20 protein-coding genes and 1 tRNA gene are annotated in these 24,800 nt (G+C 33.3%); 12 read left to right on the top strand and 9 right to left on the bottom strand.

Annotation, left to right across the window (positions count from 1 at the left end; genetic code table 11):
* Positions 1 to 4: 4 nt before the first annotated feature.
* The 4 genes from ACJJVI_RS03690 to ACJJVI_RS03675 are packed head-to-tail and all read left to right on the top strand — an operon-like array spanning position 5 to position 7,942.
* Positions 5 to 1,684, top strand: a complete 1,680-nt coding sequence (locus tag ACJJVI_RS03690) for a DUF262 domain-containing protein (protein WP_405350441.1) — start codon at positions 5 to 7, stop codon at positions 1,682 to 1,684.
* Between the two features lie 2 nt (positions 1,685 to 1,686).
* A complete protein-coding gene (locus ACJJVI_RS03685; protein ID WP_405350438.1) occupies positions 1,687 to 3,912 on the top strand; it encodes a DUF262 domain-containing protein in 2,226 nt (741 codons plus the stop codon).
* A gap of 2 nt (positions 3,913 to 3,914) precedes the next feature.
* A complete protein-coding gene (locus tag ACJJVI_RS03680) occupies positions 3,915 to 7,259 on the top strand; it encodes a type I restriction endonuclease subunit R (protein WP_405350436.1) in 3,345 nt (1,114 codons plus the stop codon).
* Positions 7,260 to 7,261: 2 nt separating this feature from the next.
* On the top strand, positions 7,262 to 7,942 hold the full coding sequence (locus ACJJVI_RS03675) for a M48 family metallopeptidase (RefSeq protein WP_405350434.1): 681 nt from the start codon (positions 7,262 to 7,264) through the stop codon (positions 7,940 to 7,942).
* 1,649 nt (positions 7,943 to 9,591) lie between these two features.
* On the opposite strand, the gene ACJJVI_RS03670 is transcribed toward ACJJVI_RS03675, so the two are convergent.
* From ACJJVI_RS03670 to ACJJVI_RS03650, 5 genes are all read right to left on the bottom strand, one after another.
* The gene (locus tag ACJJVI_RS03670) at positions 9,592 to 9,735 is read right to left on the bottom strand and encodes a hypothetical protein (protein ID WP_405350431.1); all 144 of its coding nucleotides are present in this window, start codon (positions 9,733 to 9,735) and stop codon (positions 9,592 to 9,594) included.
* A gap of 180 nt (positions 9,736 to 9,915) precedes the next feature.
* The gene (locus ACJJVI_RS03665; RefSeq protein WP_405350428.1) at positions 9,916 to 12,324 is read right to left on the bottom strand and encodes a patatin-like phospholipase family protein; all 2,409 of its coding nucleotides are present in this window, start codon (positions 12,322 to 12,324) and stop codon (positions 9,916 to 9,918) included.
* A gap of 971 nt (positions 12,325 to 13,295) precedes the next feature.
* A complete protein-coding gene (locus ACJJVI_RS03660; RefSeq protein ID WP_405350425.1) occupies positions 13,296 to 14,372 on the bottom strand; it encodes a heparan-alpha-glucosaminide N-acetyltransferase domain-containing protein in 1,077 nt (358 codons plus the stop codon).
* Between the two features lie 90 nt (positions 14,373 to 14,462).
* Positions 14,463 to 14,693: a hypothetical protein gene (locus ACJJVI_RS03655; RefSeq protein WP_405350422.1), complete on the bottom strand. Its 231-nt coding sequence runs from the start codon at positions 14,691 to 14,693 to the stop codon at positions 14,463 to 14,465.
* A 273-nt stretch (positions 14,694 to 14,966) separates the two neighbouring features.
* Positions 14,967 to 15,040, bottom strand: a tRNA-Asp gene (locus ACJJVI_RS03650).
* A gap of 157 nt (positions 15,041 to 15,197) precedes the next feature.
* Between ACJJVI_RS03650 and ACJJVI_RS03645 the strand changes: the two genes are divergently transcribed.
* A complete protein-coding gene (locus ACJJVI_RS03645) occupies positions 15,198 to 16,001 on the top strand; it encodes a Cof-type HAD-IIB family hydrolase (RefSeq protein WP_042247456.1) in 804 nt (267 codons plus the stop codon).
* Between the two features lie 83 nt (positions 16,002 to 16,084).
* Here ACJJVI_RS03645 and ACJJVI_RS03640 read toward each other — a convergent pair whose 3' ends face one another.
* Positions 16,085 to 16,615, bottom strand: coding sequence for a dihydrolipoamide dehydrogenase (locus ACJJVI_RS03640; protein ID WP_405350418.1), 531 nt, complete (start codon positions 16,613 to 16,615; stop codon positions 16,085 to 16,087).
* Between the two features lie 50 nt (positions 16,616 to 16,665).
* On the opposite strand from ACJJVI_RS03640, the gene ACJJVI_RS03635 reads away from it, so the two are divergent.
* Positions 16,666 to 17,805 (top strand): tetratricopeptide repeat protein, encoded by a 1,140-nt coding sequence (locus ACJJVI_RS03635; protein ID WP_405350416.1) that lies wholly within the window; start codon positions 16,666 to 16,668, stop codon positions 17,803 to 17,805.
* Between the two features lie 21 nt (positions 17,806 to 17,826).
* A complete protein-coding gene (locus tag ACJJVI_RS03630; RefSeq protein WP_042296895.1) occupies positions 17,827 to 18,327 on the top strand; it encodes a hypothetical protein in 501 nt (166 codons plus the stop codon).
* On the opposite strand, the gene ACJJVI_RS03625 is transcribed toward ACJJVI_RS03630, so the two are convergent.
* Together ACJJVI_RS03625 and ACJJVI_RS03620 are read right to left on the bottom strand one after the other, a co-directional pair.
* On the bottom strand, positions 18,296 to 19,432 hold the full coding sequence (locus ACJJVI_RS03625; RefSeq protein WP_405350413.1) for a glycosyltransferase: 1,137 nt from the start codon (positions 19,430 to 19,432) through the stop codon (positions 18,296 to 18,298). The two genes, ACJJVI_RS03630 and ACJJVI_RS03625, sit on opposite strands and share 32 nt — an antisense overlap.
* Positions 19,432 to 20,331 carry a lysylphosphatidylglycerol synthase domain-containing protein gene (locus ACJJVI_RS03620; RefSeq protein ID WP_405350410.1) on the bottom strand — a complete coding sequence of 300 codons (900 nt, stop codon included), beginning with the start codon at positions 20,329 to 20,331 and terminating at the stop codon, positions 19,432 to 19,434. Before ACJJVI_RS03620 ends, ACJJVI_RS03625 begins: the two co-directional genes overlap by 1 nt.
* A gap of 19 nt (positions 20,332 to 20,350) precedes the next feature.
* Between ACJJVI_RS03620 and ruvC the strand changes: the two genes are divergently transcribed.
* The 5 genes from ruvC (at position 20,351) to ACJJVI_RS03595 (ending at position 24,132) form a co-directional block, all read left to right on the top strand.
* Positions 20,351 to 20,905 carry a crossover junction endodeoxyribonuclease RuvC gene (gene ruvC / locus ACJJVI_RS03615; protein ID WP_036584158.1) on the top strand — a complete coding sequence of 185 codons (555 nt, stop codon included), beginning with the start codon at positions 20,351 to 20,353 and terminating at the stop codon, positions 20,903 to 20,905.
* A 68-nt stretch (positions 20,906 to 20,973) separates the two neighbouring features.
* Positions 20,974 to 21,591, top strand: coding sequence for a TIGR04282 family arsenosugar biosynthesis glycosyltransferase (locus tag ACJJVI_RS03610; RefSeq protein ID WP_405350407.1), 618 nt, complete (start codon positions 20,974 to 20,976; stop codon positions 21,589 to 21,591).
* Entirely contained in the window at positions 21,584 to 22,402 is an 819-nt protein-coding gene (locus ACJJVI_RS03605) for a purine-nucleoside phosphorylase (RefSeq protein ID WP_405350404.1), read from the top strand. Before ACJJVI_RS03610 ends, ACJJVI_RS03605 begins: the two co-directional genes overlap by 8 nt.
* Positions 22,403 to 22,579: 177 nt before the next feature.
* Positions 22,580 to 23,356: a DUF547 domain-containing protein gene (locus ACJJVI_RS03600; RefSeq protein WP_405350401.1), complete on the top strand. Its 777-nt coding sequence runs from the start codon at positions 22,580 to 22,582 to the stop codon at positions 23,354 to 23,356.
* Between the two features lie 38 nt (positions 23,357 to 23,394).
* Positions 23,395 to 24,132, top strand: coding sequence for a TIGR04283 family arsenosugar biosynthesis glycosyltransferase (locus ACJJVI_RS03595; protein ID WP_405350399.1), 738 nt, complete (start codon positions 23,395 to 23,397; stop codon positions 24,130 to 24,132).
* A gap of 2 nt (positions 24,133 to 24,134) precedes the next feature.
* Here ACJJVI_RS03595 and ACJJVI_RS03590 read toward each other — a convergent pair whose 3' ends face one another.
* Positions 24,135 to 24,791, bottom strand: a complete 657-nt coding sequence (locus ACJJVI_RS03590; protein ID WP_405350396.1) for an HD domain-containing protein — start codon at positions 24,789 to 24,791, stop codon at positions 24,135 to 24,137.
* Positions 24,792 to 24,800: the final 9 nt, after the last annotated feature.

Raw genomic sequence — 24,800 nt, 5'->3', positions numbered from 1 at the left:
TGATATGAAAGAAGAAACTATAGCATTAAAACCAATAGAAGAATTAATAGATATGCAGTTTTTGGTGCCTTCATATCAAAGAGGTTATCGGTGGACAGAAAAACAAGTCACCGATCTTCTTGACGATATTTATGAGTTTGATAAAGATAAAAGTAAGTCTTCATCAGAATTTTACTGTTTACAGCCAGTCGTAGTGAGTAAGCAAGGGCAAGAGTATGTTCTTATAGATGGACAACAACGTTTAACTACAATATTTCTTATTTTAAAGTTTCTTACACCTATAAGAGAGATATTAGGTATTGGTTCATTTGAAATTGACTATGAAACTAGAGAAAATAGTCGTGATTTCTTAGAGAATTTAGATAAGTCATTAAAAGATGATAATATTGATTTTTTTCATATGGCAGCTGCGTTGGACACTATCGAGGAGTGGTTTGACAATAAAAGTAAAACAGCAAAGGCAGATTTTTTACAGGTGTTGTTAAGACCAAAGGAAGAAGAAAATGTACGTGTGATTTGGTACGAAATTGAAGGTGAAGAAAGTGATCTTATAGATGTTTTTACAAGAATAAATATTGGAAAAATTCCTTTAACAAATGCAGAGTTAATAAAGGCACTGATATTAAGTGAGCAGGCAAATGTACTACCCAAAAGTGATCAGGCAACACGTATAAGGCAACTTGAAATAGCGAACGATTGGGATAGAATAGAGCAAAGTTTACGAAATGAAGAATTATGGTATTTCATTCAGGATAATGCAAATAGTTATGATAACAGAATAGAATTTATTTTTGATTTAATTGCTGATAACAAATCAAGTGATCCTTACCATACATTCCGATATTTTAACCTAAGAATTAAGAATAATGAACCAGTTGTTGAAGTTTGGTCAGAGATTAAAAATCTCTACATGAAAATCATAGAATGGTATAGTAATCGAGAATATTTCCATCTAATAGGTTACTTAATAGCGACTGGATTTAATTTGAAGGATATATTAAAATGGTCTGAAGGTGTTAAAAAGTCAAAATTTAGATCAAAGCTAAAACAAGTGATTATGGATCACATTCAAGTAGATGGCATTGCTAACCTTACTTATCTGGATGATCCAAAAGTCTTAAGAGATACTTTACTTCTATTCAACATTGCTTCTATAATTCAAAGTGAAAATAGTTCCCTTCGTTTCCAGTTTAATAAATACAAAGGACTTAATTGGGATATAGAGCATATACATTCTGTTACTACAGAAAAGCCAGAGCGTAAAAATCACCAAGAAGATTGGTTAAAAGAATTAATAAAATATTCTAAAATAGAAGAGATCAAAGTAAAAGTTGAAAATTATTTTGAAACCAAACCTAGTGAAAGAGTTTTTGATGATCTCTATAATGATGTCCTAAAAGAATATAGTGTAGACAAACAAATTACAGATATAGACGATATATCAAATTTGGCATTGCTTGATTCTGGAACAAATAGAGGTTATAAGAATGCTGTTTTTCCAATCAAGAGAGATAAGATAATTGAAAAGGAGCGTAAAGGTGTTTTTATTCCACTTTGCACAAAAAATGCATTTCTAAAATATTATTCTAGAGGTGTCGAAAGAATGACTTTTTGGGAGGAAGAGGATCGAAAAGCCTATAAAGATTCTATAATAACAACGATTGAAGAATATTTAATAGCTTAATTATGCAGAATATAAACGAAGGGCAGAAACTATCATTCAAGTCTTTACTGACTGAACTGCCAAATAAAATTGAAATTCCAATTATTCAGCGTGATTATGCTCAAGGGAGAGACAAAGCTGTAAATATTAGAAATCAATTTGTGAACACTCTTTTTGATCATTTAGAAAATGAAGAGCCATTGCATTTAGATTTTATCTACGGTAATGTTATTGAAAAGGATAAAAAGTTCATACCACTAGACGGCCAACAGAGATTGACAACATTATTTTTATTACACTGGTATTTATCAATGCGTGAAGGTGATTTTGAAGATTTCCAAGGAATTGTTGCTAATGAGAATGGGTCAAGATTTACTTATGAAACCAGACAGTCTTCAAGAGAATTTTGTGATGCAATAGTAAAACAGCCTTTCGATCTTGATTTTTCATCAAATTTAAGTAATCAGCTACGGGATTTTAATTGGTATTTTCAGTCTTGGGATCAAGACCCTACTGTTCAAAGTATGCTAGTTATGCTAGATACGATTCAACACACTTATAATGAAAGGGGCAGTGAGGATTTGTACGCTAAGTTAACAGGTGAGGTGGAGATTATTACGTTTCAATTTATTGAATTAGCTAACTATGGGTTGACGGATGATTTATATATCAAGATGAACGCTAGAGGAAAACCGTTGACAGATTTTGAAAATTTTAAAGCAAAATTTGAGAAAATTATAAAGCAGTTTGATCAAGTAGGTGACTCTAAATTTCAAGAACAATTTCAATCCAAAATAGATGGTAGTTGGACAGATTTTATGTGGCAGTATCGAGATACTAAAACAAATACATATGATAAGGCATTTATGAATCTCATTGGAACTATCTATGGTATAAGTTTAGCATCAATAGAAAATGTCAATATTGATTCTATCAAATATTTAATGGGTAGAAATCCTAATCCTAAATTTGATTATTATGAATTAGATAATAGAGACTGTTTTGAAAAAAATCACGTTGCTCGATTTTTTGATTACATGAGTTTAATTGAATCGGAAGGTTCTTTAGTTAATGCTTTATCAGGTAATACCTTATTTTCAATTTCTAAATTTCTCGATGACGTATTCGATTATAGCAATACATTAAGTTATGCTAAAAGAATTCAGTTCTATGCCTTACAAGAATTTCAGCGCCAAGAATACGATATTAATGGATTAGAGCAGTGGATGAGAGTTGTTAGAAACTTGTCAGAAAACACATTTTTTAGAGAAGCGCCAGAATTTGTAAATGGAATTCAATCGATTAATGATCTTTTACCTCATGCTCAAAACATTCTTGAATTTCTCGTAAAAGGTAAAGAAATTAGAGCATTTGAAGGAATACAAAAAAATGAAGAATACGTAAAAGCACATTTAATTAAAAAAGGAGATTACTGGTCGCAATTGATCTATGACATTGAAAATCATCCCTATTTTGAGGGACAAATAGGTTTTATTTTAAATTTTTGCGGAATTACGGATCATTTTGAGAAAAACAATTCTTTAGAATGGAGTGACGCGTATGACGTACATTTCTTAGATTTATTCAAGAAATATACAGTGTTATCAAACAATATTTTTGATAGCAACGGTTTACATTCATTTGGAGATTTTAAGTTTCGTAGAGCATTGTTGGTTTTTGGAGATTTTACTTTAGAGAAGGGCAGCAATTGGAGTTTTGTTACAAATGGAACAAGTAGGGAGATTAGCTGGAAAGCATTATTAAAAAAAGATACCTATCAGCGCAAACATTTAGGTGAGCTTTTTGAATTTCTTGATGAAAATAAAAAAATAGAACTACAGCTAGATAGTATCATCGAAAACAGTGATGTCAAAGATTGGAGACAGGGTTTTATTGAGTACCCAGAAATATTACGAAAGTGTGGAACAAATCTTTATATGAGATTTATTAACGAACAGGATATTTTGCTTTTATCAAAGAATCAAACCAACGGTTTACATCATGAGTATTTCACTTATTATTTAGAATGTAAACTCAATGAAATAGGGGTTCTTACTGATTATCAAACTGCAAATGCTGCAGATGAATACAAGGGTATTATCTCAGTTAATGGTAAGAATTGTGAAATACAGTGGTTGAGACAAGAACAGTCGCCAGTTTTTAATGTAATTCATGACAACCAAGCGTATCAAGAAGAAAATATTTGTGGATGTATTAAATTAATGGAGAAGCTGGAGATAATTGAATAATTATGGCAGAATATAATAACGTTGAAAAACCTTTTTTAGATAAGTTAAGAGATCTTAATTGGCATGTAATTGATCAAGGTAGCTTTGGCATTCCACAAGATCCTGCCATTAGCTTGCGTACTAGTTTTAAAGAAGTAACACTCAAGCAAGAGTTTATAAAAGCAGTTAGAAAAGTAAATATAGTCGATGGTGTCGCATGGCTCACAGATAAACAACTAGAGGATCTATATGTAGAGACTATCGCTACTGAAAAGGCGAACCTCTCATTATTAGAAGCCAATAAGCAAGTTTTTGAAAAATTAATTGGTGTTACTAAAACCACAGTTCCAAGAAATGAAGTGACTGGTGAAGAAAATCCATTAGTCAAACTCATAGATTTTAAAAATTGGGATAATAATGAGTTTGTTGCCATCAACCAGTTTAGAGTGGTTACACCAGGTGGTCCTCGTGAAGGTCTTATTCCAGACATAGTGTTGTTTGTAAATGGGTTGCCTTTTTGCGTAGTTGAGTGTAAAGAAGTAGAAATAGCAGACCCTATATCTAGCGCTGTAGATCAAATCATGCGCTATGCAAATACAAGAGAAGACGATTTTGGGATCAAAGAAGGTGAGGAACGTTTATTCCATTACAACCTATTCAGTATTGCAACACATGGCGAAGAAGCTCGTATAGGTTCTATATCAGGTGATTTCGAGTATTATTTAAATTGGAAAGATATATTCCCAGAAGAGTACAGAAATATTGATCTTCAAAACTATGCTGCGGAGGAAGAGTCCAGATATCGCAATAATGGGTTGCATAATGATCCTAGTGTCCGTCAAGAAGTTCTTATAAAAGGTGTTTTAAATAAAGAAATATTCTTAGATATACTACAACACTTCACTTTGTTTATGGAAATCAAAGAAGGTGTAGTCATTAAAGTAGTATGTCGTTACCAACAGTATAGAGCAGTTGGTAAAATACTACGTAGAATGCGCACAGAAAGCACTCCTAGTACTAGGTCTGGTGTGGTATGGCATACACAAGGTTCTGGTAAATCCTTAACGATGGTGTTCTTTGTACGCAAGCTGCGTTCTCAAGATGATCTTAAAGACTACAAAGTTATTATGATGGTAGATCGTAAGGATCTTGAAAAACAACTTTCTGCTACTGCACGATTGACAAATGAATTTAAAGAAGCAAATATTGTAGGTTCTCGTAAAGAATTAGTTCCTAAGTTGAGCGGTATCGCATCTAACTTGAATATGGTCATGGTACACAAGTTTGTTCAAGAAGAGTTGAAACATTCTAAGTCTTTAATGAAAGCCTACGTTGAAGAAGGAAAAGTTCCGGAATTCAAACCATTTGATGTTGTAAATACTTCTGACAGAATCGTAATCTTGATTGATGAAGCTCATAGAACTCAAGGTGGCGATATGGGAGATAACCTATTTACGGCTTTCCCTAATGCTACAAAAATCGCCTTTACAGGAACTCCATTGTTAACTGATCGACACAAACAAAAAACTCATGAGCGGTTTGGTGGCACAGGAGAGTTTATAGATACTTATAAAATACGAGAGGCAGTAGATGATCGTGCAACTCTTGATATCATTTATATTGGTAAAACTTCAAATGATAGAATAAAATCAAAAGAAGCCTTCGATGCCGATTTTGAAGACGTATTTAAAAGGCAGAGTAAAGAAGAAAAAGAAGAAATCCAGAAGCGTTACGGAACCATGAAAGCCTATCTGGAGAATATGGATAGACTTCGTAAGATTGCTAAAAACCTTGTGAATCATTATGTGGATGATATATTACCTAATGGTTTTAAAGCTATGGTGGTCGGTAGTTCAATAGTAGCTGCAGCACGTTATCAATATTTGATCCAGGAAGCCTTAATAGAACGTGCCAGCATAGAGAAGGAAAAAGTTAATCCAGATCAAGATTTAATTGAAAAAATTGAATTTATAAAGATTGGTACCATAGTTACCAAGCAGGACAATAACGAACAAGGCTTTATAAGTCAAGCTAGAAAGAATGCTAAGGAAATAAAAGCAGTTGATAATTTTAAAAAAGATTTTGATTACAGCAAAGATGAGGAAGGTTATTATCTAAAGCCAGAAACTGGAGTAGCTTTCTTATGCGTTTGCGATAAACTTTTGACTGGTTTTGATGCACCTATTGCACAAGTAATGTATTTAGATAAAAGTATCAGAGAGCATGATCTTTTACAAGCAATAGCAAGAGTAAATCGAACAAAAAAGAATAAAACACATGGTATTCTGGTTGATTATTTTGGTGTCTCTAATCATTTAAAAGATGCTTTAAACATTTGGGGTGCTGAAGATGAAGAAGATATTCAAGAGCTCCTGGAATATTTTAGAGATATAAACAAAGAGATACCAGTCTTAGAAGCGAGATACAATCGCATGATCCAATTATTTACAGATAAAGGGATCAATGACTTTGAGAAATTTGTACAGCAGCGTTTCACTGATAAAGATGCCGAGTTTCAATTGGCGGAAGACTGTATTGAGTTGGCGGCATCTGTTCCGTTTCGAGCACAATTTGATACTTATATAAAAGCCTTTTTTGATAGTTTAGATTTACTGTTTAATTCTGAGGCTGGAAGAAAGTATTATGTACCTGCTAAACGACTTGGTTATTTATTGGTTCGTATTAAAAACCGCTATAAAGATCCAAGCATGGATTTAAAATGGGCAAAGCCTAAGATTCGTAAAATGATAGATCAGCACCTTGAGACATTAGGTATTGATAGTCGTGTAGATCCTGTCAGCTTGCTTTCTAAGGACTTTGTAAAAGAAGTAAATAAGCTAGGTAAAAACTCAAAATCTAAGGCCTCAGAAATGGAGCATGCTATTAGACGTCACATAAAAGTAAATATCAATAAAGATCCAGCATTGTATAAGCGTTTTTTACAGCGTATGGAAGAAATCTTAGAACGCTATCAAGGAAATTGGGATGCAATCGTTGAAGAATTTGAAAAAGTAAGAAGTGATTTAGAAAAAGGTAGGAAAGGAGACAACCAAGAGGAAGGTCTTAACGAGCAGGAGTTACCGTTTTACGATTTCATAGTGTTTAGTGCTTTTAATGATGAAGAACTGAGTGATGCTGATAAAGAAGCATTAAAGAAACTGACGATAGAGCTGGTAAAACTGTTACAAAAAACTATAAGCAAACCTAATTTTTGGAAAGGTAGAGCAGCAGAAATACGTAAATTACAAGGAGAGATAGATGATATGTTAGATTTCTCTGGAATAGAAAGGGTAATGCAACTACACTCTAAGTTAAGTGTGGAAATAATGAACTTGGCAAAACGCAGGCATCAAGATTTAACGAAATAAAAATGAATGTATCTGGAATAGATATCGCCATTCAAAAAAGCGAACGTAAGACCGTCAGCATATTTATAGAACGAGATGGTTCTGTATCAGCACGCGTACCAGCTAAACTTAATGATGATGAAATTAAGGATATTTTAAAGGCTAAGGAATATCAAATATTCAAGAATCTAGCTGAGTGGACACAGTTAAATGAAAATGCGGTGGAACGTGAGTATGTTAATGGTCAGTCGTTTTTATATTTAGGAAGAAACTATCGATTGAAAATAGTCAAGGAAAGTTCAGGAAGCGTAAGGTTTTTCAGAAACACTTTCTATTTAGGTGAAAAAGATCAACCTAAAGCAAAAGAATTATTCATTCAATTTTATAAAGAAAAACTGAACAGTAAAATTCACCCTATTATTGAAAGGTACAAAGATCAACTAGGTGTTGCACCACAACAAATCAAAGTAATGGAATTGCAAAATCGCTGGGCTTCATGTACACCAAATGGTAATGTGAATTTTCATTGGAAATGCGCCATGGCTCCTATTGACGTATTACACTATATGGTGGTTCATGAGTTAGCTCACCTAATTCATAATAATCATACCCAAGCATTTTGGAATGAAGTAGATAAAATTCTCCCCAATTACGACGAGCAGATTAATTGGTTAAAGATTAATGGTTCTGGAATGGATTTATAGCAATTACGCTTTCGCGAAAGCGTAATTGCAACAAAGTTTGCTTTAGTTAACTGATAGTTAAACCAAAGGTTTTAGCTTAACTTTTTAGCCAAAAAAGTATATGTAGCGATGATGGTATTATTAAATAAGGCTTTCGAGCTTGATTCATTTTAAGACATTTTAATGGGTTTAATTCCGAAAAGCAATTGTATCCTAGTAAGTGTTTTGAAAATGAATTAAAAGCTATTTAAAATCGATTTAAAAGCGTGTGTGGTAATATTTAATAGGTGTCATTGCGAATTGGTATGTAAGTTTAAGCTGTCTGCAAGACAAGTCAAGAAATCGATCTTGCGATGTTATCAACATCGCTTATCTTTTAAATATCTTTAGTAATAGTACTTACATCTTTATCACGGGCTTTTGTCGTCGTAAACCTTGTAACTATCTGATAATCAATAAAAAATTTTTGACGGTTTTCCTGTTAAAATTTTAGTTGACGGTGTTGAGGTTTTTGTGCAGATTGCGAAGCGGTATGTATGTAAAAGCTGTCTGCAAGACAAGTAAAGAAATCGATCTTGCGATGTTATCAACATTGCTTATCTTTTAAATATCTTTAGTAATAGTACTTACATCTTTATCACGAGCTTTTGTCGTCGTAACTCTTGTAACTATCTGATAATCAATAAAACGTTTTTTACGATTTTCCTGTTAACATTTTGGTTGGTAGTGATGAGATTTTTGTGCAGATTGCGAATCGGTATGTAAGTTAAAGCTGTCTGCAAGACAAGTCAAGAAATCGATTTTACGTTGTTATCAACATCGCTTATCTTTTAAATATCTTTAGTAAAAGTACTTACATCTTTATCATGCAAAGTTTGCGTAATGATTGCTGTAACTATTTGATAATCAATAGAGCGTTTTGATGGGTTTTCATATCATAATTTTAGACTTAAGGTATTTTTAACAACAGTCAACACATTCGTTTCAACTAGTTATTTTTTTTGAATTCAAAATTTTCTAATCGATAATTGAATTTATCAAGTTTTATTTATTTTAAGACGTTTTAATGGGTTGTAATCCGAAAAACAATTAAACCCTAGTAAATGTTTATAAAATGAATTAAGAGCTATTTAAAATCGATTTTAGAGTGCGTCTGTCCATGTTAAATGTGTGAGATTGCGAATCGGTATGTAAGTTAAAGCTGTCTGCAAGACAAGTCAAGAAATCGATCTGGCGATGTTATCAACATTGCTTATCTTTTAAATATCTTTAGTAATAGTACTTACATCTTTATCACGAGCTTTTGTCGTCGTAACTCTTGTAACTATCTGATAATCAATAAAACGATTTTGACGGTTTTCTTGTTAAAATTTTGGTTGGTGGTGATGAGGTTTTTGCGCAGATTGCGAATCGGTATGTATGTTAAAGCTGTCTGCAAGACAAGTCAAGAATCCGAAGTTGCGATGTTATTAACATCGCTTATCTTAAAAATATCTTTAGTAATAGTACTTACATCTTTATCACGCAAAGTTTGCGTCATGATTGCTGTAACTAGTTGATAATCAATAAATCGTTTTGACGGGTCTCCCGTTAAAATTTTGATTGGTGGTGATGAGGTTTTTGCGCAGATTGCGAATCGGTATGTAAGTTAAAGCAGTCTGCAAGACAAGTTAAGAATTTGATGTTGCGATGTTATCAACATCGCTTATCTTTAAAATATCTTTGGTAATAATATTTACATCTTTATCACGAGCTTTTGTCGTCGTAACCCTTGTAACTGTTTGATAATCAATAAAAATTTTGACGATTTTCATGTTAAAATCTTGATTTGTAATGATGAGTTTTTTCTACGAATCCGAATCAGTATGTATATAAAAACCGTCTGTTAAGACAAATCAAATACCCTATGCTGCGACGTAATTAATATCGTTTATCTTATTTTTACTAATAGTACTTACGTCATTATCCCATCTTTTTATCGGTGTGGTGAAAAACTAATATTTAGTAAAAAAACCTGAATTTTCTATAAATTTCTCATTCATCCGATTGTTATTGTTGACTGTGAAAAACATTTGGTCTATAGTTTGTCTATTTCCTTCAAATTCCTTTAAATTATTCTCGATCCTTTCAATTAATACTTTTATTTGAGGAGCTTGATCATTTATTCTTCCTGTGATAATATATAAATATCCCACTACAGCAGGAGATGCTTCGACTCCAACTTCATAATTTTTTTCCGATGATAAGTATAATCTATTAAAATTCTCTTTGAGTCTATTTTTTTTATTAATAGCTATATTGTAAGAGTCCAAAAATTCATAAACTCCCATCCAATCGGTATAGAATTCTTTTCTCATAAATCCCTTTTCACCATCCATTACACACATATCTGGTACCCCTTTTTCTTTATTGAGTTCCTTTCTCTCTATAATCAATTCCATTATCTGAATTTTGACTTTTAAATATTCTTCAAAGGCCTCTATGTTAAAACCGATTGTTTGAATAGTGTAATTGTTCTTCAATCCTTTAAAAGAAACCCACGTTTTTTGTTTTCCTGTATCAATAAAGTAACCGCATGTTCTAAGTAAGTTTTCGGACTTTGCATATAATAACTTAAATAATATATAGATTTCACTAGAATTGTATCTTAGTTCAGTTCGTTTAGACATAATTGGTTTTTGCTGAGTAATATATGATTCATCATATGCTCTCATATAGCCATACCATATTGAGGCTTTTACCATAAACGGTACTACCTCTGTTAAGCCAACGGTTGGAACCAAGGGATAAATATGTAATACATTAGTGTCAGATTGTTCATCTTGTTCTAATCCTTCTACGTTTAGTGATTTGCCATAAGAAATGTCCGTTCTATTAATCTCGCTCAAAGTGGCAGAAGCCGTTGCCCCTATAGTGTCAACCCAAGTAATTTCCGTATCAGTATTAATGGAGTTTTTAATGTTTGAGCAGTATATAGCTATAACATTATTCAATTTGGTGGTATCATTTTTTCTCATATTAGGATGAGTAAGAATTTTTAAAGGTAAATTCTCTCTTATTCCACCATCAATAAATAATTCAGTTTTAGTTTCACTCCCTATGCCTGTAAAATAGGTGATTCTCATAGGAGGAAAAAACATAGGAAATGCTCCCGAGGCTAAAGCACCATTAATTAAAAACTCTTTTAAATTATTTTTTGAATAAAGTCCTGAAAACGAGTTTTCAGGATCTGTGATTCTTTCAATTTTAAAGACTTCATAATTAGTATAATCATAACTGCCAGCGGTTTCCATTTGTTTGGGATAAAGTATCTTCCCTTCTTCAGTTATGTAGGCCGTAACCGTAGTGTTATAACTAGTCACAGCCATCCAAAGTTTAGTATTAGCCTTTTGAATTTTATCTACATTTATTCCAAATCGGCTATCATTTAGACTTTCCTTGACAGGATCCAAGGTGGCTAAACTATATTTAATTTTACTCAGTTCTTTCAATAATTTAGCTACCTTTTTGAGGTTTTCTGTATCGATATCAGCCATATCCATAAATAGTCCTGTTATCTTTTTATCTAAATCATATAAAACGTCAGGTAAAACTTTTGAAGATATCTCTGTCATAATAGTGACAGCTATATTTGAATTAGTTACGATTTTAGAGATATCAGGAGTATAGGTTCCAGTTGTTATAGCCTGTTTTACGATATTTTCAAGAATTTTGGATTTTTTTAAAATTCTTCTTACTTCCTTTCTAATTTCAAACATATCGCTCACATTAAATAAATTCAAGTATTGATTTAATGCTTTTTCACTTATTTCACTATCACTGTTTTCAGCAAGAATTAATGAAGTTATTGAACCAGTTGAAGCAGATGAAAGGAATAATTGTTTGGTATCTGTAATTGTCTTATTTCTTACTAAAAAATGAATTGCACCAACACCAAATGATCCTTTGAGCCCTCCTCCCTGTAGAGAAACGCCTAAGTTTTTCCCAGGAGCATTCCATAATTTTGATTTAAATAAATCTGCAAACCGAGTATCTTTATTATGCTTAACGCCATCTACCCGTCCAGTTACATATCCTTTTAAACCGTCATCTAATATGACATCTATATCTGGTGTTACAACCTGAATTAGAGCAGTCAAAATTATCATCCCAGATTTTAGAATATTAAAATCAACTCCTCTTAGAAGAATTTTTAATTCTTTATCGATATAGCTAGAATCAATTGATGTTAAAGGTATGTCACCATCCTCAATTGCAGTAATACTACTATTTGTAACTAAGGTTGAATCTGAATAAATAAATACATTATCCCCTACATTAAGACTTTCTTCTACAAGTTTACCGACTGCAAATGTTCCTTTACCAGAAACGGTAACCACTTTTTGAACTTTAAATTTCCCCATAATTTAATGTTATATTAATTAAAATGTCTGAACTCAACTCAATGTTTTGTACAGTATATAATTCATAAAAAAAATAGTGCTAGTAAATTTTCTTAAGGATTTTTATTTTTCTAATTAGTAATATGCCATTTATAGATTATAGGGGGTAAATAGTTGTTTGCTAATCGATTGATTTAAATGTGTTTCACTGTTCTAAAGATATGTAATTTATTTTATACGTACGATTCATGATAATTTTGAGTTCATCTTTTACTACAAGAAGGCATATTTACTGACTGTAATTTCCCGCTCGATGAAATTTTGATATTTGTTAAAAGTCACTCAGATTGATAATCAAATTTATCAAGAATTATTTTTCCCCAGCCATTCTCTGTCTTTCCATTTCTACCTTAAATGTGCTCTCCATAAATGGTTCTCTTTTCTTGAAGTAATAACAATTTTCACCTTCTAATTTGTAGAAGTATTTATTTGTTTCAATCATTTGATATGTTTTCCATAGATGAATGAATTTGGGTTAATGCAAACGAGGTTTTAGCTCCTTGGCTATTTGAGTTGAAATTCTATCCTGAACCTATTGTTATGTTTAGTAAATGGACGCGAGCTATAAATATTATTAAGATGTTGAATGGAATGAATTGATTTATAAAATTTTAACCATTAGTTAACTAGTTAAAGGATAACTTGATGTTGTAGAAAACTCCTTAATAAACCTTTTCAAAACTGTATGTGATGCTATGTTAACTTTTAGATGATTAATTTTATTATTTGAATATAAGTGAGTACCTAAGTGAGTATCATTTGATTAAATTTTAGTACATTTGATTAAATTAAAACGTTAATTATGAGTAATTTAAATAATTTAGGAGATCAGGATCAAAACTTAGGATCTAGTGCTTCACGGCGTGCAGGTTCGATTCCTGTCATCCGCACATAAAAAGCTCTTCAGAAATGAAGAGCTTTTTTTATGGCTTTTACTTTATGAATCCTCTCAGCTTTTTATAGATAAAAGCATTGGTTTTAATACCGTATAAAGAGATCAGACATACTATTATTATAAAAAGTATGGCGCCCATGGCTGCTTGATATGGGTTAAGTGTTTTACCTATAATTTGCGACAGTCCAATTCCGGTAAGGCTTCCATAGATTATTACAAAGTGTACGACATATATAGATAAGGTTTTTTGACCGATCTTAAAAATCATTTGGTTTTTCACAAATCGTTCTAGTGCATAAAAAATACCTAGTAAGATAAGCACATTGCCTAATCGTGTAAATAGGTAGTTATAATAAGCTACTTCTTTTAGAATTTTTATATCGCTCCATCGATACATCCACATTAAAAATTGAGATGAATTATAAATCAATAATGCGCCTATAATGATGAGGCCAGATACTAAAATGGGTTTGAACTTCTCATTTCCTACATATCTATAAAATAAAGACGCAATAAAGGCTCCTATCGACATGTATCCAAGCCATGGTAAAATGGTAAAGATAGATCCATTAGACTTGCTTAAATAGTTTGCAAACACTAATGGTATACCTGTAGTGTCTAATTCCCTATACCACGGTTCCATAATAAATATAGAAATCCCTAAAATAAGCATGAGAATAGAGAAGATTAAAGACTTTTTAAACGTTAGATAGTAAATACCGACGGTTATAATAATCGAGAGACCTATACATTGTAAGACATCAATTACTAAAAAATAAGTTCTAAAAGAGCCAGTAATCCATTCAAAAACCGGAGCCCTTAAACCATAACCTATGGCTATAAGTAATAATCCACGTAGTAATCCCTTGCGTATACGTTCTGGTGCCTGGCCTTTTTTCTTGGATTTCATCAACAGATAAGTGAAAATTATTCCAGATATAGTAAAAAAAATGGGAGCTGTAATACCTCTAAAATAACTCCATATTTGAAATATAGTGTTGTCGGTATCGCGGTATTCTGGCGCAAGTAGTGTGTCTATAAAATGACCTTGCAACATCATTATTATAGCAAATGCACGCACGGCATCTATAAAAAAAAGGCGGTTTGTTTTCAATCTAGTCAGTTGGTCATGTAAAACTAGGTTTTATTTCATAAAAAAAAGCAGCTGTGATAGCTGCTTTTCAAAATGGTGTGATAAGAATTACTAGTTGTCGGTTTTGACTTTTTCTACATCACCGTTTTCATCATATTTTATTTTGGCCTCACTGCCATCTTCATTTTCTATTTTGATTTTGTCCTCTTTCACTTTCATTTCATCAGCATTCTCGATAAGATCTTCTGCTTTTTCTTCAGCAATTTCGGCTTCATTTCTACAAGCTGTTAAAGAAATAGAAAATAGTAATATCAGTAAGATTTTTTGAATAGGATTCTTCATAACAGTTTAGTTTTAATGGTTATTGTGAATAATCTAATTGTTTTAATATGTAAAATGCAAAAAATTAAGTTAATAAATAAGAATCATTATGATGCTTACATCTGAATAAGAAAAATAGTAGGGATAATGTAGATAAAACCTTTGTAAAACAAAAAAGCCTCTCCTGTTCGGAAAAGCTTCTCAAAAAGTGTCTGTTGACACCTTCTCAAGTCCTCAATTATTTTAGAGGACACACAACTTGAATTGTTATTCTCAACAGTTGTTGAAAAAAAGCGGTCTGGACGGGATTCGAACCCGCGACCCCATGCGTGACAGGCATGTATTCTAACCAGCTGAACTACCAGACCGTGTTCTTTGTTGAACGTCGCTTCCACATTTCTGCGTTAGCGGATGCAAATATACTTTTACTTTTAACAAACACAAGTACTTTTTGTAAAATATTTCATTTTTTTTTTGACCATGTTTAAAATAGAACGATTTACCTTTGTTTTTCAACTACATACGATGATACAACTTCTTGCCTCAGATATAGACGGAACCTTGTTAGATAGCGATCGATTTCTATCAGCACGTACTTTACAGGCTTTTGATAAGGCAAATCAATTGCCAGTCATTCTTATTTCTGCTCGCATGCCGCAAGCTATGTACTATTTACAAGATGCTTTAAAAAGAAGGGAAATGCCTATTGTTTGTTACAATGGTGCACTCGTCCTTGATCAACAAAAACAGCTTTATAGTACCACAATACCTTATATCGATATTGAGAACATAGCTCGTATCGCTATGGAACATGACCTTCATTGTAGTTTGTATAGAAATGATGAGTGGTTTGTACCTCAAATGGATTACTGGGCAGATCGCGAGGTAAATAATACTCGTGTCACTCCTCAAGTACAAAATATAGAAACGACTTTAGCATACTTTAAAGAAACCCAGCAATTGGGCGGTGCTCATAAAATAATGTTGATGGGCGATAGTGATGCTATGGATTCCGCTTTCGCGAAAGCGGGAAATTTACCATCACAGTTACATCTTTACCGATCTAAGGATACCTACACAGAAATCTCGCCACTTGAAATTTCCAAAAAATCCGCATTGGAATTACTAATTAAAGAATGTTTCCCGGAAGTAAAAGTAGAGAATGTTGCTGCCTTTGGCGATAATTACAATGATGTAGAAATGATTGCTGGAGTAGGGCACGGAGTTGCTGTAGACAATGCAAGAGATGAAGTAAAAGCTGTTGCAAACTATCATACCGACCATCATAAAAAAGATGGTGTGGCACAATGGATTGAGAAATTTATATAAAAAAAGAAAAGGCGAAACTCTTTAAAAGAGTAACGCCTTCTCCACCTCAAATGATGACATTTGAATCCCTGAGCAGGATAATTTTATTCTATAGTAATAATGTCTTGAGTTGTCAAACCTGCAAGATTCATTACCGAGTCGTAATCTGTGATGTCTATTAATGGGTTGGATGCTAATTCTGCCGGTAATATTATAATTCTAAATATTTGATTGTCAGTATATTCTGTATCTAAGAGGTTGAAGTCTGTTGATAAAGGTCCGTCTAGAAATATTTCTACATCATCAAAAGTGTAATCATAATTATATTGAAATTCACCAAAATCAGTATAAACTGTTTGTGGTAGTAATCTCCAAACATCAGTAGGTAAACCATCACTAGCAGTAATTTGACCGAAGCTTTTATACACTAATATAACGTCTGTTTCAAAAACAACTATATCATTTGGATGATTAATTAAAATGTTATAATCTGGTGCTGTGATACTGCGCACTCTTTCATATGATTGTGCAACAAAATCACTTCCATCTAGTCCATCAAATCCTGGAGGACCTTGTGGACCTTCACAAGAAATTAATACTACGGCTAGTGTAAAAAGTAAAGCTAGTTTTTTCATAATAAGGATATTTCTATGGTTCTTTCAATAACCTTGCCTAATTTTAGAAAATGAAGAATAATTTAATAATTATCGTCTTTTTATTGATTTCGGTAGTCGCTATAGCTCAGTTAGATAAAGGTGATGAGTTAGCACAAACAGGTAACTGGAAAGCAGCCATAACCGCATATCAAAATGCACCATTTGACGCGATTCAGCAATTTAAACTGGCGCAGGCTTACACTCAATTAGGGAATAATGCAAAGTCTATAACTTACTATAGGGCTGGTTTTGCCTTAGACAGCACCGCAATTAAACCTATGTATGAATATGGTAAGCTATTGGTTAATAGTCAGCAATCTGTTGATGCCATACCGGTATTTAATTTACTGATAGAACGAGATTCTACAAATGCCAGTTTCCATTACTACTTAGGTGAAGCTTGGTCTGGTTTAAATCAGGTTAATAATGCAATTATAGCCTATCAAAAAGCTTTGTCATTAAATGAAGATTATCGTGTAGCAAGACTAGATTTAATAAAGAATTTGATTCAAAAGCGTGAGTTTTCCAAGGCTATTAAATTTGCAAAACAAGGCATCGCAGCAGACTCTACTGATGTGAAAATGAATAGTTATCTAGCTCAATCTTACATGAATTCAAAATGGTACGATAAGGCAATTCCTGTTTTTGAAAGGTTATTTGAACTTGGTAATGATACAGAGTATAATCGTAATGGGCTTGCTTTTTCTTACTACAGCACGCGCCAATATGAAAAGTCTATTGAGAATTATAAAGTCTATGTTGAAGAGTATAATGATAAAGAAGCCTCTGTGTTTTTCAATATGTCCGTAGCTTATATGAGAATTGAAAAATATACTGAATCTATTGAAGCGATAGAAAAAGCAATTGCTATTAGAAGACCTGTATTAGATAAAGAATATGTGCAACTTGCAGCGGTCCATGCACGTAATGAAGATATAAGGAATGCATTTTATGCCTTAAAAGCTGCGCAAAAAGAACGAGCAGATGACGCAATGATCAATTATCAACTCGCTATCGCCGCAGATCGATATTTTAAAGATAAAAACAGCATCATACCGTATTATGAAAACTACCTAGAAATACATGGTAAGAAAAGTCCATATGGAACTCTAGCCTCAGAGCGACTTGCAGATTTAAAGGAAGCTATTTTCATGAATGGCGACGATTAGAAAAATGGTACTTTTACAACCATGATGCGATTAACTATCTTACTGGTAATCATGATAGGTGCTATTACAGCATCTTGTCGCACCGAAGTGCAAAAAAAGCAAGAAGCTTCTCAACTTGCCCAAAAAAGATTTCAAGAAATAGACCTTTCTCAACCTGATAAATATCCTCTATTTGATGGTTGTGGAGAGTTAGATAATGCCGCAAATTGCTTTTTTGAAAAACTACAAGAACAAGTAGTACTCAAATTAAACGACCATCAATTACAGTTTGAGATGAGTCAACGGGATAGTGTAATGGTTCAATTGCTAGTAGATAAGAAAGGTAATATTAGTTATCAAGGACTGCAATCTGACGCTGTTAATGATAGAGAAAGATCAATCGATTCTTTATTAAGAGTTAGACTACAGCATATTTGTAAAATAGAACCTGCATATAAGCAAAACGTACCTGTTAATTCTTCATACTTACTTCCAGTAATTTTAAAACCAGCTACAGTTCAACCTGACGATCTTTCCAACTAGGTTTACTGAGACTTTTAAGCGCAATCGAGATCACTACAATGGGATAGATGACTAGCTGCGGCAATAAGTAGATAGGCCACTTTGTATTACTGAAAAACCTATTTCCTGTAAATATGACGATGACGTCCACAACTATTTTTATGATTAAAACGGTAAAAAATTGAGCGTTACTTAGCCAGTTTAAAAACCATAAAAATGGTGCGAGTATAAAAAGTAAGTTCATCATCAAAACTTGAAAACTCACTAATTTATTTAAGGTGCTCTTTGTTGATTTTCCTTTTTGGGACCATCGTACCCGTTGATGGATCATTTCTTTCCAACTAGATTTAGGAAATGTTTTTACGACAGCGTCTTGTGATTTTAAATAAGAACATTTTAATACATCTTCTGCAGCCAGTTTTTCTAGTAAAAAAATGTCATCACCACTAGATATGTGATCATTACCTAAATAACCATTTACATCTTTAAAAGCGGTTTTTGTAAACGACATGTTAGCACCATTAGACATAAAAGGTTGTCTTATTGAAAAACCACCTATGGTTGTCATTTGTAAGGCAACCATCTCACTGTGTTGTAGTTGAGATAAAACATTATTGGAATGAATCATTTCTACAGGACCAGCAATAAAGTGAAGACCTGGCAAAAGTTGATAATGTTTTTCATAAGCCATTAACCATCGTTGAGGTAGAATAACATCTGCATCGGTACAAATGATATGTTCATGCTTTGCAATTTCTAGAGCTTGGGTGATACCATCTTTTTTAGCGCTTGCACTTTTTACTTTACGGTTGATAAGGTGTATCGAGATTTTGTCATGAACAGATTTGAATGATTCGAGTATGTTTAAACTACTATCGGTAGAGTCATCATTAATGAAAATGAATTCTGATTTTGCATAATCATAATTAAGATTAGTAATGCTTTGTAAAAGGCCTGGTAGATTTTGAGCCTCATTTCTATAATTGATAATGATACTGAAGCTAAAATCATTACTCACACTAGGTTTACTAGCTCGATGAGGTCTTGCTTTATAGGTAAAACCTTCTAGGACTAGTCCTAAAATCACAAATAAATAACCTAGCGATATGACTATGATGATAAACATCATAAGGTTTTTAATTTTTTAAAAGGTATCAATATACAACCCAATAATGTAGGGAATAGTGTGTTTGTCAACCATATTAATGTGGTCGCGATAACGATATGTGATTGTAAAATACCACCGTTAAAAATCATATCAGCTACGGCCCATTTTACAGGTATATCAAATATTTGAAACATGGGAATTATAGAAACTGCGAGATAATTTAGTGCGATATTATCTAACCATGTCAGTAATGCAATGTCAGATTTAATGAGTTGCAACATGATTAACCAATTACTTGCAAAAAACAAATATCTTAATAACGACAAGGCGATGGTTTCTTTCCATAATTTAAATGTCACATCCTTGAGGTGCCAGTGATCACTCAAATATTGATAGAAAGCATAAATAACAGCTAAACAGACTATGCCTGTTATGGCTAAAATTAATGTACCATAAAATTCTTTTTTAATATAAAAAAGCAATCCTATAAGCCCCAAAAATACCGTAACTATCATCTGACATAGATTACCTAGAAACACTCTACTCAAAATAGATTTCCGATCATCTCGCTCATAAAACAACGCTTTATAAGCAAATTCGCCTGCTCTTAATGGTGTGATAAAACTTGCCGCTTGAGCAGTGAGACTTTGTATTATGCTTTCGCGAAAGCGTATTTCTTCAATATCCTTAACTAATACTTGCCATTTTTTACTTTCCACTAGCCAGCTTGTCAAGCTTAATAATAACATCAATCCAATAGAGTAAATTGGAATTTCTTTTAAATAAAAAAGTATGCTATCCATTCTTACTGGTCTATCAGTCCACTGAAAATAGAGCAGTGTTATACAGCCAATGAACACCAGAATCTTAATAGATGGAGCGAGGAATTGCTTAGCTTTGTGCCAGGTGCTAGTCATAGCCCGAAAAATACAACAATTGGCAACAGAAAAAATCATTCTCGGTATAGATCCTGGAACCGCTTTAATGGGTTTTGGAGTTATAAAAGTAGTAGGCAATAAGATGAGTTTCCTGCAAATGAACGAGTTGGATTTACGCAAATACACAGATCATTATGTGAAATTGCGTAAGATTTTTGAACGTACTATTGAACTGATCGACACTCATCATCCTGATGAAATCGCGCTAGAGGCACCTTTCTTTGGTAAAAATGTACAATCTATGCTCAAATTAGGTCGTGCACAAGGTGTTGCGATGGCTGCAGGATTATCTAGAGATATTCCTGTAACTGAGTATGCACCACGTAAGATCAAACAATCTATTACAGGTAAAGGAACTGCTAGTAAAGAACAGGTTGCAAAAATGTTGCAAAGTCTGCTAGGCTTTAAAGAAATGCCTAAAAATCTTGATATGACTGATGGGCTCGCAGCGGCAGTATGCCATTTTTACAATAGCGGTAGGATAGAAGTAGGTAAAAGTTATACTGGTTGGGCTGCTTTTGTAAAGCAAAACGAGAAGCGCATTAAGAAATAATACAAAATTGCCATTTCTGTAACATAATTGTGAGATAGGAATCGCATTTTTGATATATAATTAATCCTATGTCCAATACAAACGCTTTAATCATATTTACTCGTAATCCAGAATTAGGAAAAGGGAAACGTCGTCTAGCGGCTACCGTAGGTGATGAAGCAGCTTTTGAGATTTATAAATTTCTTTTAAGTCATACCCGTGAGATTACAAAATCTGTAAATGCGCAACCGCAAGTATGGTATTCTGAAAAGCTCCATCAAAATGATGATTGGGATAATGAGATTTACCAAAAACATGTCCAGCAAGGTGGTGATCTAGGTGTGCGCATGCAGCATGCTTTTGACACAGCATTTAAGACACATGATAAGGTTGTTATAATAGGCAGTGACATGTATGACCTTACAACTCAAGACCTAGATAAAGCGTTTGAATTGTTAGATAGTCATGATGCGGTCATGGGACCTGCTATAGATGGTGGTTATTATTTGTTAGGATTTAATAAACAGGTGCCTGCAAATGTCTTTTCAAATAAAGAATGGGGAACAGAAACAGTACAGGCGCAAACTTTAAAAGATTTAAAAAACTTAAATTACACATTGCTCGAGCCACGTAATGATGTCGATTTTTATGAAGATATCAAAGACGTTCCAGCATTTCAACACTTTTTAAAACATATCAATGCTTAGTAAAAAACAACTTTCAGACTCTATAGAATATTTATCATCACAAGGTTTTGATGCTCCAGAAGTAGGTATCGTATTAGGTACCGGACTAGGTCAACTGGTCGATAGTATAGAAAATCAAAAGGTTGCTCATTATAATAATATTCCATGGTTTCCACTGGCAACGGTAGAATTTCATACCGGTAAATTAATCTACGGTGATTTAGGTGGTAAAAAAGTGGTCGTAATGCAAGGTCGTTTCCATTTATATGAAGGATATGATTTTTTAGATATTACATACCCGATAAGAGTAATGCATGGTTTAGGTATTAAAAATCTACTGGTTTCAAATGCTGCTGGTGCGGTTAATCTGGATATGAAAAAAGGTGATATGATGGTTATCGATGATCATATCAATCTGCAAGGTGGTAGTCCTTTGGCGTTTAAGAACGTAAGCGAATTTGGAGAACGTTTTACGGACATGAGTGCACCATATGATGCAAATATGAATAACATATTGCTAGAACTAGCACAAGAACATGGCACCAATATGCATAAAGGAGTTTATGCCAGTGTAGTAGGTCCACAGTTAGAAACTAGAGCAGAGTATAGAATGTTGAAACTTATGGGTGCAGACGCTGTAGGGATGAGCACCGTGCCAGAAATTATAGTTGCAAATCATTTGAACTTACCAGTTTGTGCCGTGTCAGTACTGACTGATGAGTGTGATCCAGATGATTTAAAAGCAGTAGATATTGAAGAGATCATTGCTATAGCTGGCGAGGCAGAACCTAAAATGGTACGTCTTTTTCAAAGTCTTATCGAGAGATTATAGAACTTTCCTGATGGTTGGTATATAGTTCACGTTATGCTAGAATTGTGATGTTCTTGTGATGTAATCTGGTTATATTTGATAGAATCAAGGGTTGTTATGCATCTTTTGTGCATACTTATCAAAACTCCATTCCAGTTTTTATCGTACATATTGCAATTATTTAAAGAGTAAAACATCATGAAATTTATATACAGTATTATATCATTATTCATCCTATCTTCCTGTGTAGGCGGAAAGGATTTAAATTATACCAGCTTAAGTAATGGTGAGGAAATCACAGATGCTACTAGTACAGTTTTAGATCACCAGCCATGGGATAATTTATTAAAAAAATATGTAGACGATAAAGGGTTTGTAGATTACAATGCTTTTAAAAAAGATCACAATGCACTTAATGAATACTTGCAATATCTTAATAACAACGCACCTACAAAAACTACTAGTATTAATGAACAGTTTGCATATTATATCAATTTATATAACGCAGCAACGGTAGATTTAATTTTAGAAAATGACATGCCAGCAAGTATTAAAGATATTAGTGGACCGCTAGGTCAGGTATGGTTAGTAGAGCATGTAATGATTAATGATAAGGCTTATTCTCTTGCCGCAGTAGAAAAAAATGTATTACAAAAAATGGGTGATCCTCGCATTCACTTTGCAATCAATTGTGCTAGTTTCTCCTGTCCTAAACTTCAAAACACTGCTTTTACAGCTGCAAATTTGAACTCCTTAATGGATAAAGCCGCTGAAGAATTTATTAACTCAGATAAAAACGATTTGTCTGATGTGGCAAATCCACGTTTGAGTAAAATATTTGACTGGTATAAAAGTGATTTTACAGACACAGGTGTTACCATTATCGAATACATCAATAAATATGCAAATAGTGCGATATTAAAAGATGCTTCCATATCTTACAAGGATTATGATTGGTCTTTAAATAAACAATAAGATAAAAACCACTTTTACTTCCTTATCGTAGCTATAGTATGATTAGCATTATTATACCTGTTCTTAATGAAGAGCATTCTATTTATCAGTTATTGACGCATTTGGTTGAGAAATCAAGTGATGTCAATACAATAGAAATCATTGTCATAGATGGTCATAGTATAGACAATACAGATGGTCAGGTTTCCGCTTTCGCGAAAGCGAATCCATCACTATCTCTACAGTTTCATACAGCCTCAAAAGGTCGTGGCTCACAAATGCATGCAGGATCGCAAATCGCAAATGGTGAAATCCTTTATTTTCTTCATGCAGATTCTTTTCCGCCTCAAGATTATGATAAGTATATCATTCAAGCCGTTTCTCAGGGAAATCCAGCAGGCTGTTTCCGTATGCGATTTATGAGTTGGAATTGGTGGTTAATCATTATAGGGTGGTTTACTAGATTCTCATGGCGTGCCAGTCGTGGTGGTGATCAATCACAGTATATTACTAAAGAGTTATATGAAAAGATAGGTGGCTATAATACAGAGATTCCTATCTATGAAGACTATGATTTAATCCATAGATTATACGATCACGGAGCCTATTATGTGATTCCTAAATGGTTAAAAACCAGTGCTAGACGTTATGAAGAAATAGGCGTTTATAAACTACAATGGTTTTATATCACTATTTATTGGAAGAAGCGTAATGGCGCTACTATAGATGAGATCTATGAGTATTATTTAAAATGGTGCCAGACCAGCGAGCTACAAAAGTCTAGTAGTCAGAACTAGGTCTAGGCCTCGCCATTCCACTCTGCATAAAACTGATTGAGGAAACCTTCCATATAATCATGTCGCTCTTGTGCCAGTTGTTTACCAGTTGAGGTATTCATGCGGTCTTTTAAAAGCAATAATTTTTCATAGAAATGGTTGAGTGTAGGAGCAGTACTTTTTTTGTATTGCTCTACAGTCATGTTCAAATCTGGTTTGATGTCTGGATTATAGATTGTTCTATTTTTAAAACCACCATAATTAAAGGTGCGTGCAATTCCTATTGCGCCCAGCGCATCAAGTCTATCAGCATCTTGAATAATATCCAGCTCTTTACTTTTAAATTTTTGTTCTTGATGTCCACCTTTAAAAGAAATGTATTTAATAATTTTCTCTACATGTAGAATGATATCTTCAGATAGGTTTTGTTCTTCTAGAAATTTGCGAGCTACTTGAGGTCCTATCGTATCATCTCCATCATGGAATTTAGAATCTGCGATATCGTGGAGTAGGGCACCTAGTTCTATGATAAACAAATCTGCGTTTTCTTCACTAGCAGCGATGAGCTTAGCATTTTTCCATACACGTTCTATATGAAACCAGTCGTGACCACCTTCAGCATTGTGGAGTTGTTCTTTTACAAAATTGATGGTAGATAGGATGATGTGCTGCTTATTCATACGGTAAAG

This window comes from Nonlabens sp. Asnod3-H03 (assembly GCF_045063665.1).
In the GTDB taxonomy this organism is placed as follows: Bacteria; Bacteroidota; Bacteroidia; order Flavobacteriales; family Flavobacteriaceae; genus Nonlabens; species Nonlabens ulvanivorans.
The sequence above is the reverse complement of the archived record's forward strand: the minus strand, read 5'-3'. Positions and strand labels throughout refer to the sequence as shown.

What these genes read in the sequence shown, in the direction of transcription:
- ACJJVI_RS03690 (WP_405350441.1), top strand. Translation starts at nt 5, where the DNA reads ATGAAAGAAGAAACTATAGCATTAAAACCAATAGAAGAATTAATAGAT.
- ACJJVI_RS03685 (WP_405350438.1), top strand. Translation starts at nt 1,687, where the DNA reads ATGCAGAATATAAACGAAGGGCAGAAACTATCATTCAAGTCTTTACTG.
- ACJJVI_RS03680 (WP_405350436.1), top strand. Translation starts at nt 3,915, where the DNA reads ATGGCAGAATATAATAACGTTGAAAAACCTTTTTTAGATAAGTTAAGA.
- ACJJVI_RS03675 (WP_405350434.1), top strand. Translation starts at nt 7,262, where the DNA reads ATGAATGTATCTGGAATAGATATCGCCATTCAAAAAAGCGAACGTAAG.
- ACJJVI_RS03670 (WP_405350431.1), bottom strand. Translation starts at nt 9,735, where the DNA reads ATGAAAATCGTCAAAATTTTTATTGATTATCAAACAGTTACAAGGGTT.
- ACJJVI_RS03665 (WP_405350428.1), bottom strand. Translation starts at nt 12,324, where the DNA reads ATGGGGAAATTTAAAGTTCAAAAAGTGGTTACCGTTTCTGGTAAAGGA.
- ACJJVI_RS03655 (WP_405350422.1), bottom strand. Translation starts at nt 14,693, where the DNA reads ATGAAGAATCCTATTCAAAAAATCTTACTGATATTACTATTTTCTATT.
- ACJJVI_RS03645 (WP_042247456.1), top strand. Translation starts at nt 15,198, where the DNA reads ATGATACAACTTCTTGCCTCAGATATAGACGGAACCTTGTTAGATAGC.
- ACJJVI_RS03640 (WP_405350418.1), bottom strand. Translation starts at nt 16,615, where the DNA reads ATGAAAAAACTAGCTTTACTTTTTACACTAGCCGTAGTATTAATTTCT.
- ACJJVI_RS03635 (WP_405350416.1), top strand. Translation starts at nt 16,666, where the DNA reads ATGAAGAATAATTTAATAATTATCGTCTTTTTATTGATTTCGGTAGTC.
- ACJJVI_RS03630 (WP_042296895.1), top strand. Translation starts at nt 17,827, where the DNA reads ATGATGCGATTAACTATCTTACTGGTAATCATGATAGGTGCTATTACA.
- ACJJVI_RS03625 (WP_405350413.1), bottom strand. Translation starts at nt 19,432, where the DNA reads ATGTTTATCATCATAGTCATATCGCTAGGTTATTTATTTGTGATTTTA.
- ACJJVI_RS03620 (WP_405350410.1), bottom strand. Translation starts at nt 20,331, where the DNA reads ATGACTAGCACCTGGCACAAAGCTAAGCAATTCCTCGCTCCATCTATT.
- ACJJVI_RS03610 (WP_405350407.1), top strand. Translation starts at nt 20,974, where the DNA reads ATGTCCAATACAAACGCTTTAATCATATTTACTCGTAATCCAGAATTA.
- ACJJVI_RS03605 (WP_405350404.1), top strand. Translation starts at nt 21,584, where the DNA reads ATGCTTAGTAAAAAACAACTTTCAGACTCTATAGAATATTTATCATCA.
- ACJJVI_RS03600 (WP_405350401.1), top strand. Translation starts at nt 22,580, where the DNA reads ATGAAATTTATATACAGTATTATATCATTATTCATCCTATCTTCCTGT.
- ACJJVI_RS03595 (WP_405350399.1), top strand. Translation starts at nt 23,395, where the DNA reads ATGATTAGCATTATTATACCTGTTCTTAATGAAGAGCATTCTATTTAT.
- ACJJVI_RS03590 (WP_405350396.1), bottom strand. Translation starts at nt 24,791, where the DNA reads ATGAATAAGCAGCACATCATCCTATCTACCATCAATTTTGTAAAAGAA.